This is a genomic window from Teredinibacter haidensis (genome assembly GCF_014211975.1).
In the GTDB taxonomy this organism is placed as follows: domain Bacteria; phylum Pseudomonadota; class Gammaproteobacteria; order Pseudomonadales; family Cellvibrionaceae; genus Teredinibacter; species Teredinibacter haidensis.
The window spans coordinates 4,486,494-4,499,260 of record NZ_CP060084.1 but is presented as its reverse complement, the minus strand read 5'-3'; the positions used below and the strand labels follow the sequence as shown (position 1 = coordinate 4,499,260).

The 12,767-nt window shown below is 46.7% G+C and carries 12 protein-coding genes; all 12 read right to left on the bottom strand.

The features are described from left to right. Positions 1–114: 114 nt before the first annotated feature. A complete protein-coding gene (locus H5715_RS20120; protein ID WP_246434611.1) occupies positions 115–942 on the bottom strand; it encodes a carbohydrate-binding domain-containing protein in 828 nt (275 codons plus the stop codon). A 584-nt stretch (positions 943–1,526) separates the two neighbouring features. Further along, the gene (locus tag H5715_RS20335) at positions 1,527–2,639 is read right to left on the bottom strand and encodes a carbohydrate-binding domain-containing protein (RefSeq protein WP_075186420.1); all 1,113 of its coding nucleotides are present in this window, start codon (positions 2,637–2,639) and stop codon (positions 1,527–1,529) included. Between the two features lie 264 nt (positions 2,640–2,903). Further along, on the bottom strand, positions 2,904–3,200 hold the full coding sequence (locus tag H5715_RS20670; RefSeq protein WP_185906620.1) for a transposase: 297 nt from the start codon (positions 3,198–3,200) through the stop codon (positions 2,904–2,906). A gap of 13 nt (positions 3,201–3,213) precedes the next feature. Next, positions 3,214–3,891, bottom strand: a complete 678-nt coding sequence (locus H5715_RS18395) for an IS630 family transposase (RefSeq protein WP_185906569.1) — start codon at positions 3,889–3,891, stop codon at positions 3,214–3,216. 574 nt (positions 3,892–4,465) lie between these two features. Beyond that, complete coding sequence (locus tag H5715_RS18390) at positions 4,466–4,840, bottom strand: hypothetical protein (protein WP_075184983.1); 375 nt, start codon at positions 4,838–4,840, stop codon at positions 4,466–4,468. A gap of 176 nt (positions 4,841–5,016) precedes the next feature. Beyond that, positions 5,017–5,493: a hypothetical protein gene (locus H5715_RS18385; protein WP_139309742.1), complete on the bottom strand. Its 477-nt coding sequence runs from the start codon at positions 5,491–5,493 to the stop codon at positions 5,017–5,019. A 1,409-nt stretch (positions 5,494–6,902) separates the two neighbouring features. Next, on the bottom strand, positions 6,903–8,726 hold the full coding sequence (locus H5715_RS18380) for a putative bifunctional diguanylate cyclase/phosphodiesterase (protein WP_083607954.1): 1,824 nt from the start codon (positions 8,724–8,726) through the stop codon (positions 6,903–6,905). 59 nt (positions 8,727–8,785) lie between these two features. Then, positions 8,786–10,117 carry a 30S ribosomal protein S12 methylthiotransferase RimO gene (gene rimO, locus H5715_RS18375; protein ID WP_075184980.1) on the bottom strand — a complete coding sequence of 444 codons (1,332 nt, stop codon included), beginning with the start codon at positions 10,115–10,117 and terminating at the stop codon, positions 8,786–8,788. 116 nt (positions 10,118–10,233) lie between these two features. Further along, complete coding sequence (locus H5715_RS18370) at positions 10,234–10,773, bottom strand: GNAT family N-acetyltransferase (RefSeq protein WP_075184979.1); 540 nt, start codon at positions 10,771–10,773, stop codon at positions 10,234–10,236. 4 nt (positions 10,774–10,777) lie between these two features. Beyond that, positions 10,778–11,773 (bottom strand): lipoyl synthase, encoded by a 996-nt coding sequence (gene lipA / locus H5715_RS18365; protein ID WP_075184978.1) that lies wholly within the window; start codon positions 11,771–11,773, stop codon positions 10,778–10,780. Continuing rightward, entirely contained in the window at positions 11,774–12,439 is a 666-nt protein-coding gene (gene lipB / locus H5715_RS18360) for a lipoyl(octanoyl) transferase LipB (RefSeq protein WP_075184977.1), read from the bottom strand. 48 nt (positions 12,440–12,487) lie between these two features. After that, positions 12,488–12,766 carry a YbeD family protein gene (locus H5715_RS18355; protein ID WP_075184976.1) on the bottom strand — a complete coding sequence of 93 codons (279 nt, stop codon included), beginning with the start codon at positions 12,764–12,766 and terminating at the stop codon, positions 12,488–12,490. Position 12,767: the final 1 nt, after the last annotated feature.

Here is a 12,767-nt window from a genome sequence, read left to right as displayed (position 1 = left end):
AATTTTGAAAAAAATTATAAAAAAGCGGTGTAATATTGCTTAATTGGAAGGGGCTTTCTTGCATCGAAATAATCCGTACAGGAAGTAAACGTCTTCCCGTACGGATAATGCGAATTATATCGCTGGAATATCTACCCAAAAGCGGACGTCATCACACTCATGGCCAGAAAGTTGATTGTAGGTCCAGTTATAACCAGATCTAAAATTGTTTATATCTGTCGTGTTCGGGTTACTAAGACCTGACGACCCATTACGGTGGCCTGCAAACCAAGAGTCGCCAAAGTAATTGCGGCACTCGTAATAGACTTGTACGTCTAAGCCTCGACTACTGTTCATTTGATCCGAAACTGAATAGTCGCCGGAACTATAGCCTGTCCAGGATGAATGACACTGTCTCATCATTCCCCAGTTTTGCTTGGCTGCACCGGCGTTGAATGAGTCGCCGGTTTTGTTGTCCCCGTAGGCATAATTTGTATCCATTACTTCTGTTTCCATCATGGCCGAGGCCAGGAAACTACGGTCTGCACCGGAGTCCTGATAAGCTTGCTTGTTCGCTCCCAACCCAGAAACGGTGTAACAACCGCAGTTCATTCCGCTGGGACAGGCGAGCGAGCTAGGGCAACTACCCGTTCCACAACTACCACCAGAGCCACCATCACTCGAGACAACGCAGCTCTGGTTATTCTCCCATCCCCATCCGTCACCGTCGGGATCAGAAGAGGCACTGCTACACGTCGGGTAACCGCTATCTGCACTTCCGCCTGAATCGCTGCTGGAGGAAACAATACAGCTTTGATTGTTTTCCCAGCCCCAACCATCACCATCGGGATCGGATGATGCACTACTGCAGGTAGGGTAATCTTGCGCAAATGAATGAACCGCTAGCAGGCAGAGGCTAGCGATAAGTGCCCCAGCTAAACCAATTTTTTTACGTTGTTTCATCGTTTTTCTCCAAATGTAATTATGCATACACTACGGCAGGGCCGACCGTTGAACGGCCGACAAATGTGTGCGGGTATATTATTGTTATCTTTACCGGTAAAAACGGAAGTATATTTACAGCTTATGTAACCGGTTACAACCTGTAATTCGAAATATTAACTCGTTATCTATATTTCGTTATCTAATTAGCGGGCGTAGGAAGGCGGAAGGCTCCCATTAATTTAATGTGCCCATAACGATATTTATTAAAATTTTGGCCCGCTAAACTGGCGTTGGGAGTATCTGAATGTGTTTGTGCCAATGTATGAGTTACGCACGTAAAGAAGTATTGAACAATATCCGCGCGGATTTTTCTGAAACTACATGGTTACGCTACGAACACTATTTTTTAAATTTAATAGGTGTTCGGGATTTACTTTGTCGCTATAAGGCTTATTCAATATTGCGAAGGTGTACTAGGCGGGGCAAGAGAGAAACTGTTTTTTCTTCTCTTGCAAGCTTGAACCTAGGCTGCAATTGATTAGCCAATTACGTTTAAGTAGCTCTGAGTGGGTGGCCTGTTAGGGCCACCCTAATTAACTCGCTTATTGGGAGCTGCAAGTACTCGGTGAAATGCAGCTTTGGTTGTCTTCCCAACCCCAGCCACTACTTGTACTTGCGCAGAGTGGATAACTGGTTCCATACCAATCACACACACCGCCTGAACTTCCACTGTCACTTCCGGAACTTACAACACAGCTTTGGTTGTTTTCCCAGCCCCATCCGTCTCCATCTGGATCAGCCGATGCACTACTACAAGTTGGGTAAGTTGACCCTGAAGAGCTACTACTACTGCTGCTACTGGAGTTACCACCTCCCCCGCACACACTCTGGGCAGCGCTGGAGTTTGGCGTTATACAGCTCTGATTATTTTCCCATCCCCAATCGTCACTTGTGCTGTTACAGCAGTAAGGGTAACTTCCGCAGGTTCCGCAACCGCTATCGGAACTGCTGGTTGACAGTACCGAGGTCAAGGCTGAAAACCATCTATCCGCAATTTTTTGATCACCAGAATCGTTCGGATGAACACCGTCGCCAGTATCGGAGTACGCGCTAAACCCGTTCCACTGATCAACAACAGTGATGGGAGATTGTGATGTTGATTTTCCGCTCGCCCAACTAGGAATATTGTTATTCAGATCCGTAATCCGGCTTGCACACTGCGAACAAGAGCGGGAAGGATCCATTGGAATCAACCGAGCAACCAAGATTTTTACATTTGAATTATTCGAACGCATTTGATCGACCAATTTACTATAGGCACTAAGGATGTTCGACGTCGAAACGCCGTTCCAAACATCATTGGTTCCCAGATGCATGATCACAACATCCGGGTTAGTGGAAGAGAGCCATCCAGGTAGCTGGTTGTTATTGGCGATATCTGTTGCCAAAAAGCCACCGTGACCTTCGTTATTGGCATCATGGTTTTGACTACAGCTTTGCGCGTATAGCGTGCCAACAAAATCAATATCGGAATAACCATTGTTTTGTAAATTGTTCCATAAAATGGCTCGCCAACAGCCCGGCGACCCAGTGATGGAATCACCTAGAGGCATGATTTTCACCGCACTGGCGCTGCTAGCAATAAATAGACTTACAATTATCAGAGGTAGGATCAGCTTGGACAAACTGAATTTAAAAGGAACTTTATATTTCATTTTTTGTGCTCCGTTCGGGGAGAGAGGATTGTTATACCTATATGGAATTTGTTTGCTTTTATCGTTAGATTTACTACGCAAACAGGTTTGATAATGCCATCAGGTGTAACCGGTTACAAACGCGGGCATCGCAATATATGAAATAAATTGAAATTGTTTGACGGATTTCCGCAACGATTCGGCGGGAGTTACCTAAAAAAACATATTAAACGACAGACTTACTACCTAGGCAGCAGCAAACAATACAGTTGCCTCTTGGAAAAATTATTTAATCAGAGCCTTATCCCGTTTGATACTTTCCAGGTCTAAAATGGCACGATTCTTTAGTGATTCTCCTTTCTTGAGTGGCTTTTTTGATGTGCCGATATTTCTCATCTGATTCCACACAAGCTCATCTGGATTTAAGTCAGGCGCATACGGTGGTAGAAATACCATTTCAACTTTTCCTTCAAGTGACTCAATATAGTCCGTGACCTTCTTTGATTTATGTACAGGATGCCCATCAACGATGAGTATGACGGGAGAGTTACGGCCTTTTTGGAAACTTTTTAAGCATTCAATACATTTATCCGCATTAAATTTTCACGTCAAAAACGTGATACCAAAAGCCACTTTTATTCGATAACGCTGAGATCGCATTAATTGCCTGTCTTTGACCGCTTGTTGTGACGACAGGTGTATTCCCTTTTCCACTCCAGGTACGCTGTAAAGGATCATCTGAACGAATAGTGGCTTCATCCAACCAAAATATCTCAGCCCCTTTCTTTCTATCGTATTTCTTAACTTTAGGGTAAACATCATCAACCCATTCTTGCACCGCTTTCTCGTCTCGCTCATCCGCTCTACGTAACGGTTTTTGTGGCGTCAAACCTAACCGATGCAGAATTTTACCAACACCGGAAGGGCTCAAGGCAACACCAAATCTTTCAAGAATTAAATCAGCAACAATTTGGCGTGTCCGCAAACCAAAATCAAAGCCATGCTGTCGAGGGTCTCCGCCAATTAGCCACCTTTTTATTTCTTGCTCCTCAAGATTGGATAGTGTTCGATTGCGTCCAGTTCGTGCTTTGGGTGCCAGAGCTTCAATTCCTTTTTCACGCGCTAAACGCAACCAAGTGAAAATTGTTCGGCTTCCAAGACCGAAGCTGCGTGTCACTTCGACCGCACTTTCACCATCATGCAATCGCTGCACTGCTATCTTACGAATTAAATGCTGCTCTTCTGTACTAAGTTTTCTTGCGTCATTTTTCATGACTTTTATTATACAGGTTTCAAATGAACCGTATTGATTATTAGTGACCTGCTAGTACGAAGCATCCTTTCAGGCCTCCTTAACAACCCCCCGTTTATTTGATCCATCCTACGTAATGTTCGCGTAGGAAACGCAAGCGCTGAATTTCCTGTTGTTGAAGTGCGTTTACGAAAACGGGAGTGACATTTAGCCACCGTGCAGCTTCACCATATGTGAATGTATCATTGAGATCGCTGCTGTTGCCGCAAACAAAAGGTTTACATGCTCTACTGCAGTTAAATTTGAGCTTACGCCCTCTCTTTTAGAGACATTCTGTCCGGAGCGCTTAATCAACACATATTCAGCACGAAGCCTACAGAGGCGTGACCAACCATAAACCCCACGAATTCATGACGATTCAAGGACCTATAAAACTAATTTTTTAGTGTTGGGTAATACCGCCTACCTGGAAATTATTTTTTAGCGACGACAATAGCGATGAATGATTCTTATCCATGGATGGCGCAATATTACACTGGTTTCAATATTGATCATGGTAATTCTTGCAGCGAAAACCCGCTGCGTCGTTACACTACTACGACGATGGCCACTCGGTCATAAATTCTAATTTCAGAGCATCGGTAACGCTCAATTCTACCCACTGCTTATCTTCAATATGTTTTTTAAGTGATTTTTCGATTTCAGGATTTCCAAAGCCATCGAATTTCAGCCCTACATACACTGGCAGCCTAAATAGATTGTCGAATTTAAAAATCGTAGTTCGCATTCCTGTATCGTGCATCTCATTTCTTTCGGAATCGTTGTAGCGCTTTTTCCAAACTAGGTGATGGTGAACATCCTGAGGAACACCATAAACTGTTTTCCCTGGCTGTACGATGCTTGCCAGCTCAACGATGGGTTCCCTCAGCTCAGCTTGTGGTAGAAACATGGCTAGTGGAATTCCCGCCATAACAGCGCCGAGCAAGATACCCGCATAGTTTCCCTTGTTAATACCAATCTTTGATAACGCATAATCAAAACCCTCGAAGGCGTCCGGAATTTGCTAAAAACCGCTATTGATATGTATACGCGCAGCCTCGAATGCGTGAATATGAAAGCAGCCAATAACAATCGTTGCGCAAAATATTAGTGCCGATAATGGTGATAGAATGGTAAAAACATTAAAGCCCCATACGGCGAACCGTAGAACCCCGGGCCTGGCTGTACGCCCGTAAAGGTAATGGCTTTAAAGATAGGATCGAAGGATAAATTTATTTTCTCGAGGGCAACAGGATGGGTTTGGCCATGCTCCACGGAATGCAGCGGTAAAGCGTAGTACTGTGAAACACCTGCCGCTGGATTACCGGCGTAGACCAATTCAGTTTTTTTACCTGCGAGTTCCAAAAGAGGGATATTGATTATCCCTTCCAGTACGAACCAGCAAAACATAAATGACAGGGTAAAGCCTACGCCAGTAAACCCCCTAATAACCCATCGAACATCAGTTTTGTGAAGTGTTGTTACAACCTCGTGCAACGAAACTTTGTAGATAGCTTTTAACCACCAGTCCAACGCACAAATCAGTACAGCTAAAGCTGCAATAGTAGGGAAATATTTCAGCATTTTATTCTTCTTCCATGATTTTGAATTAATGTTGATATTTTGATAAACGAAAGCTTTTGGATCAATCTCGGAACGGGCTGCGCTTTTGATAACAGCCAAAAGAGCACGAAAGCAACATTCGCTTCAGAGGCTTAAGCTGTTTTTTACAGTTTTCACCCATAGCATATTTTTTGTGGTGTACGATAAATAGGCCTCTCTACAGAACCAGCCGCATCCCAGCCTCATCACGAACGGCTTTGTAAGCGGCTATGGCTCGTGTTTTTCCGTGCAGCTTCGACCTGCGCACCGAAGGTAGAATGATAGCGAATCCAGAACCAACCCTTAACATGGTGCACTATATTTGCACGCAAGGGGTTAAAAATAATAAGCATGGTAAATCCCGTTGTACCGTTCGCAGAGCTCGCCTAAAACAGATAAACACAACGCCCGGCTTCATCCGTTAAATAAATATCTTCTCGCAGATTGTCGCGCGAAGTAACGTGATAGAGCGCACAGGCAAACTCTAAACGCAGAGGTCTTACCCTGAAGTCTATTTACCTCATTAACCTTTGGAAACAGTAAATTATGTTCAAACAGGACAAAAGCAAAGCATGCCCGTTCACTCTTAAGATGGGTCTCCTATCTGTTTTGTTGAATAGCCGTTTAAAATAACTGGTAGGGGCTGCCTATGTCACTAGTCGGCTGGGCTATACTCGAATACCAAGCTTTAGCGCCGATAAGCTGCTATTCAATTAACCCTGCTGGAATTTACACCACTGCAAAAATGGCAAAGCCATGGCCACAGAGCCCCCGTCTTGAATGCGTACTTTTTGCTATTCCCTCCTTCCCTGCCCTATTTACCTTCTATTTTGATTGGGATCTATCTTAATCACTAATCAGATCACTGGTTAATCACGCTCTCGAAATCTCTTTTCTAAAGGTGGATGTCCTTTTAACTCTATTATCCCTTCACCCAATAAACAAACATAATGGTCCAAAACAGTACGGCTGCTATCCCAAAAAAAGTCGCAGCACGCTGGAATCCCTTCCGACATCAAGCCCAACCAAAGTCATAGTTTTATTAAAAATAAGCCAATAAAAAACAAGTAGCGGATATAACAAACCACAGACGACATAAATAGCTGCTAAAAAAATCAATTCCTGTTTTTATAAAAAAACCGCAAACATATAAAATTACCGTAGTAACTAACAAGGAATACAACAACAATTTTTTCGCCGCTTGGCTAAGATTGATCATCAACATCGCCCCCTCCGCATTTGATCACTGAGAATAAGGCGTCTGCACTTGCTGTTGTTTGATAGTGTTATCCGTAGAGACTTCCCCTAGCGCGATCATCCCCCATTGAACAAACTGATGGCCGAACGGGCTTCGGCCTGATAGGAGGGACTATAGCTGGCCGGTATTGTTTCTACAGAATCAGTCGCACCCCACTCTCATCACGAACAGCTTTGCTACTATCGTTTATCAGCTCCAGTAGCTTTTCTTCACTAAGGGGGCGACTGTAGTAGAAGCCTTGCACCTGATCGCAGCCGCGATCAATAAGCCAGCGTGATTGAGAGGGGCGCTCTACCCCTTCGGCGATTACTTGCAGGGACATGTTGTGTGCAAGGTCGATGATGGATTTTGCTATGGCAGAATCCTGGTGATTGGTATCAATATCGTTGATAAAGCTGCGATCGATTTTTAGCTTTTGAATGGGGAAGCGCTGCAAATAGGCCAGGGAAGAATATCCCGTACCGAAATCATCAATTGCCAATGACAAACCCATCTCGCTCAACGCTTTGAGCATTTCAATCGTCTCAGCTGCGTTTTCCATAGCCGAGGTTTCGGTAATCTCCAGCTCTAAAAATTCAGGCGGTAAGCCGGAACGATTCAGAATGTCTGCAACGGTTTTTTCAAAGTGTCTAACACGAAATTGACGAGTGGATAAATTGACGGCGATCTTCCCTAGGTTAAGGCCGCCCGCCAGCCAGCTTTGAAAACGTGTGCAGGCTCGTTCCAAAACCCAGGCGCCGAGCGGCTCAATTAAGCCGGTTTCCTCTGCCAGGGGAATAAAATGAATGGGCGAGACCAAGCCTCTGTCCCGGTGCTGCCAGCGCACCAATGCTTCTAGGCCAATGATACGCCCACTATGTAAATCGATTTGCGGCTGGTAATACAAACAGAGCTCGTCCTGTTCCAACGCACGGCGCAAATCATTTTCCAGCAGTAAATAATTCACAGCAGTGTCAGACATAGCGCTCAGATAAAACTGGTATCGGTTTTTACCTGCGGCTTTGGCTCGATACATGGCGGTATCGGCATGCTTCAATAGTTGATCAACCGTGTCTCCATCGTTTGGAAAAACACTTATGCCCATACTGGCGGTAGTAGCAATTTCTTGCCCCTCTATAGCTGCCGGTAGTGCCAGACAATCCAGTAATTTTTGCGCTATTCTTTCGATTGTCTCGGCATCGTGAATATTTTCTAGAGCAACAACAAATTCATCACCACCTAGACGAGCAACGGTATCGGTATCGCGCAGTTCATCAACTAAATTCCGGGCAACGTGAATTAAGTAGGCATCACCCGCATCATGCCCCAGGCTGTCATTAATATTTTTAAAACGATCCAAATCCAACAGGATAATTGCCATGCTGCTTTTACTGCGCTTGGCTCGGGAAATACTTTTACTCATTCGATCGTAAAATAACGAGCGATTAGCTAATCCTGTTAACGGATCGTGAAGGGTAACGAAATTGAGATGGGATTTTTGATTTTGTAGTGCCGATTCTGCAGATTTGCGTTTGGTAACATCAACACCAATGGTGTAAATAAGGCAAGACCCTGTGTCGATATTGGCAAAAGCGTCTTTATCTAAACCCTCTCGGTTTATGTAATACCGCTGCATCTGGTAGTGGTGCAGACTACCGTCTTTATGTTTTACGCTAGCGCTCCACGTGCGCTCACTACCCATTTCTTCTGCAGCATCAATCGTTTCGATTTGCTCCAGTATTGAAGCGGGGTACAAATCCGATTCGTATTGAATGGCAGCGGGGCTTTCGGCCACCCCTTCAAGTAAGATATGGCGGCGACTAGCAAACAGTACTTCCCCTCCCTCTGTCACCAAAGACGAAAGTGCGGGTGTATATTCCAGTTGTATCCCCAGAAAGATATGAGCCTGCTCGTGCGCATGCACCCACTGTAGGAGTGACTCTTGGGAGGTTATATCCAGATTGTCGTTTTCGACCATATTCTACAGCTCATAAAACATCTCTGACCCGTGCGGGTCGAGCCAACATTAAGCATAGACTAATTCTGCGCCTGCAGCTCTGCCCATACATCGTATTCATCCGCCGCCACGATAGTCGCTTTGACCATCGAACCGGGCTCTAGGTGAGCACCGCCTTCAACAATCACTACGCCATCAATTTCCGGGGCATCCGCATAACTGCGGCCTACGGCATTTTCACCTTCGGTGGAATCGATCAGTACGTCCACCGTCGTACCCACGCGCGCCTGCAGTTTCGCTGCAGAGATCGCCTGCTGGGTTTCCATAAAACGCTCCCAGCGCGCTTGCTTCACCTCATCGGGTACCTGATTAGGTAGAGCGTTAGCCGATGCGCCCTCAACCGGGGAATACTGGAAGCAGCCCACCCGGTCGAGTTGTGCTTCCTGCAGCCACTGCAATAGCTGTTCGAACTCCGCTTCGGTTTCGCCGGGAAAGCCTACGATAAATGTCGAACGCAGCACTAGTTCCGGACACTGCCTGCGCCAGTTGTGGATGCGATCTAGCGTTTTTTCCTGGTGTGCAGGACGCTTCATTGCCTTGAGTATACGCGGGCTCGCGTGCTGAAAAGGAATATCCAGGTAGGGCAGTATTTTACCTTCTGCCATCAGCGGAATCACTTCATCTACGTGAGGGTAAGGGTAGACATAGTGAAGACGCGTCCACACACCCAGCTCAGACAGTGCCTCACACAGCTCCAACATACGTGTTTTAACGGGTCGCCCTTGCCAGAAGCCGGTACGGTATTTTAAATCTACACCGTAGGCGCTGGTGTCCTGGGAGATGACAAGCAGTTCTTTTGTACCGGCAGCGACCAACCGCTCTGCTTCATCCAGCACATCGCCAACGGGTCGGCTAACCAAATCCCCACGCATGGAGGGGATAATACAGAATGAGCAGCGATGATTACAACCTTCAGAGATTTTCAGGTAAGCGTAGTGGCGCGGCGTCAGCTTCACGCCCTGCGGTGGTACCAAATCCACGTGAGGATTATGCTTGGCGGGTTTGGGGATATAATTGTGTACCGCCCCCATCACTTCTTCGTAGGCTGCGGGGCCAGTTACGCTTAATACCTGCGGAAAGGATTCTTTGATCACTTTCGCATCATTTCCCTTGCCCATGCAGCCGGTCACAATAACTTTACCGTTTTCTTTTATGGCTTCGCCAATAGCTTCCAGCGATTCCTGCTTAGCGGAATCGATAAAGCCACAGGTATTCACCACAACAAGATCGGCATCTTCGTAACTGGGGACAACCTCGTAACCGTCAATTTTTAACTGTGTAAGGATGCGTTCGGAATCGACCAGGGCCTTAGGGCACCCCAAGCTGACAAATCCTACTTTTGATTGACTCATACTTTTTTGCTCAAAATTAAATCGCGTGGATTAAGCCCTGGCGAAACCCAGCGCGCTAGAGATATAAGATATACGTAATGTGACATGGCCGCGCAGCGCCCGACTCAAGCAGGTGCTTAAATTACCCGCTTTTCCAACACTGAAACACTGTTGCCCTGCACCAGCCCTTTATGGCTAAACTGCCAGTCGCGCTTGCGATAAAACTCTTCTTTATCGCGCGTGTACAGTTTTAAGTGTGCAATACCACTTTCTGCGGCGAATTGATGAATAAATTCCAACAACTGCTGACCGATACCTTTATTGCGATAGGCTTCTACCACAAATAGATTGGTAATCCACTCGTTGGGCTTACGCTGTTTGGAAAACTGGTAGTACACAACACTAACAGAACCAATGACGGTTTTTCCCCCGGTATTCTCGTCCACCGCTAGGGCGATAAATGTACTGGGCACGGCTGCTTCACTGAAATGTGTACGCAGGTTGTGCTCGCGCTCACGAATATCCTCGGCAATATCCCGGTGAATCAGCAGCGACTCTTTTCCTGACACACGATAACTGTGCAACCATTCATTGTGATGCCAGGTTGCCACAGTGGAAACCAACTCGGGATAATCCCTTAGGTTCGCTATCTCAATAACAGAACAACTCACTATCATAAACTTACTTAACAACTTCGCCGTGTGCCTGCTTATCGGCATGGTAAGAAGAGCGCACCAAAGGCCCGCAGGCGGCGTGTACAAAGCCTAGTTCTTTGGCAACCACACTGTATTCATCGAACTCGGAAGGCTCTACATAGCGAGCCACGGGCAAATGATCGCGGGAAGGCTGCAGGTATTGGCCAATAGTTAACATATCAATATTGTGCTCGCGCATATCTTTAAGCACCTCAATAATTTCTTCTTTGGTTTCACCCAAACCAACCATTAAACCGGATTTCGTTAGCACTTCCGGCTTGCGCGCTTTGTATTTTTTCAACAGCTCCAGTGACCACTGATAGTTCGCACCGGGACGCGATTGACGATAAAGGCGCGGCACTGTTTCGAGGTTGTGGTTGAATACATCGGGTGGTATCTGCACGAGAATATCCAGCGCAACATCCATGCGGCCGCGGAAATCGGGCGTTAAGATTTCCACCTGCAGATTGGGAGACAGGACTCTCGCTTCGCGGATACAATCGGCAAAATGCTGGGCACCACCATCGCGTAGATCGTCGCGGTCTACCGAGGTAATCACCACGTATTTCAATTGCATATTGGCAATAGCGGCGGCCAGATTTTTGGGCTCTTCGACATCCAGAGGGTTGGGCTTGCCATGGCCTACATCGCAGAAAGGGCAGCGACGGGTGCAGATATCGCCCATAACCATAAAGGTTGCTGTACCACCGCTAAAGCACTCACTGAGGTTAGGGCAGTTGGCTTCTTCGCATACGGTAGAGAGTGCATTCTTTCGCAGCAGCTGTTTAATACGATCCACTTCCGGCGAGCTGCTCACTTTTATGCGAATCCAATCCGGCTTACGCAGCATTTGGTCGCTGGCAATCACTTTCACCGGAATGCGCTCTACCTTATCGGCGTCGCGCAGCTTCTCGCCCTGCTTAATACGACGGGTACGCTTTACGGGTGTTGTATCCGGCTTTAAATCTGAACTATCGGTCATTCACTTTTTCTCTTTGGGAAGCAGCTGTTGTTTCTGCGTCGTTAAAGTGTGGACGAGGATCTGCAAAAATTCCTCTGCAATATCCCCCACCTGCAAATCTTCACTTACCCACTCGCTAAGCTGGGTCATCTCCAGCCCTTGGTAGCCGCAGGGATTAATATTCAAAAAAGGCTTTAAATCCATGGCGATATTGATTGCCAATCCGTGATAGCTGCAACCCCTACGCACCCGCAAGCCCAGCGATGCAATTTTTTTACCCTGAACATAAACACCTGGGGCATCCGGTTTGGCAGCAGCTTCTATGCCATAACCGGCTAAAAACTGAATCACTGCCTCCTCCAGCAACGTAACCAAATCCCTCACGCCAAATGTTAAACGCTTGAGATTGAGCAAGGGGTAGACCACCAGTTGGCCGGGGCCATGGTAGGTTACCTGCCCCCCTCGGTCGGAGGCTACTACCGGTACCGACTGGGGGTTCAGCAAGTGCTCCGGCTTGCCCGCCTGCCCTTGAGTGTACACCGGCGGATGCTGTACCAACCAAATTTCATCGGCTGTTTCACTGTTGCGAGCATCGGTAAACTCGCGCATTTCCCGCCAGACAGTCTCATATTCCTGCACCCCCAGGTGGCGAATAACGAAGGGAGACGGTAAAGTTTCAGGAATCATAGGAGTGGCAAATAGGCGGTAAGGGCTCTGGATTGTAGCAGTCTGGCGCTATAACACCATTTTGGTTTCGGGCAATTTTTTTAAATCGTCGAAAATGGCCTGCAACTGCTCCTCACCCGTTGCGGTGATAAAAACGGTTACCGACTGAAAGGTGCCCTTACGGCTATCACGCACAGACACCTTGTCGATATTAAAACCAGCCGCGTGAATTTCCATCACATTCAATACAGCTTCACGGTAACCTGCGGAGGCTTCGCCCATACATTTGATAGGATAATCAGGACAGGGGAATTCAATCTTTGGCGGCTCGAGAGGGGTATCGCTCACG

What these genes read in the sequence shown, in the direction of transcription:
- H5715_RS18370 (WP_075184979.1), bottom strand. Translation starts at nt 10,773, where the DNA reads ATGATAGTGAGTTGTTCTGTTATTGAGATAGCGAACCTAAGGGATTAT.
- H5715_RS18390 (WP_075184983.1), bottom strand. Translation starts at nt 4,840, where the DNA reads ATGGCGGGAATTCCACTAGCCATGTTTCTACCACAAGCTGAGCTGAGG.
- rimO (WP_075184980.1), bottom strand. Translation starts at nt 10,117, where the DNA reads ATGAGTCAATCAAAAGTAGGATTTGTCAGCTTGGGGTGCCCTAAGGCC.
- lipB (WP_075184977.1), bottom strand. Translation starts at nt 12,439, where the DNA reads ATGATTCCTGAAACTTTACCGTCTCCCTTCGTTATTCGCCACCTGGGG.
- H5715_RS18385 (WP_139309742.1), bottom strand. Translation starts at nt 5,493, where the DNA reads ATGCTGAAATATTTCCCTACTATTGCAGCTTTAGCTGTACTGATTTGT.
- lipA (WP_075184978.1), bottom strand. Translation starts at nt 11,773, where the DNA reads ATGACCGATAGTTCAGATTTAAAGCCGGATACAACACCCGTAAAGCGT.
- H5715_RS20335 (WP_075186420.1), bottom strand. Translation starts at nt 2,639, where the DNA reads ATGAAATATAAAGTTCCTTTTAAATTCAGTTTGTCCAAGCTGATCCTA.
- H5715_RS20120 (WP_246434611.1), bottom strand. Translation starts at nt 942, where the DNA reads ATGAAACAACGTAAAAAAATTGGTTTAGCTGGGGCACTTATCGCTAGC.
- H5715_RS18395 (WP_185906569.1), bottom strand. Translation starts at nt 3,891, where the DNA reads ATGAAAAATGACGCAAGAAAACTTAGTACAGAAGAGCAGCATTTAATT.
- H5715_RS18380 (WP_083607954.1), bottom strand. Translation starts at nt 8,726, where the DNA reads ATGGTCGAAAACGACAATCTGGATATAACCTCCCAAGAGTCACTCCTA.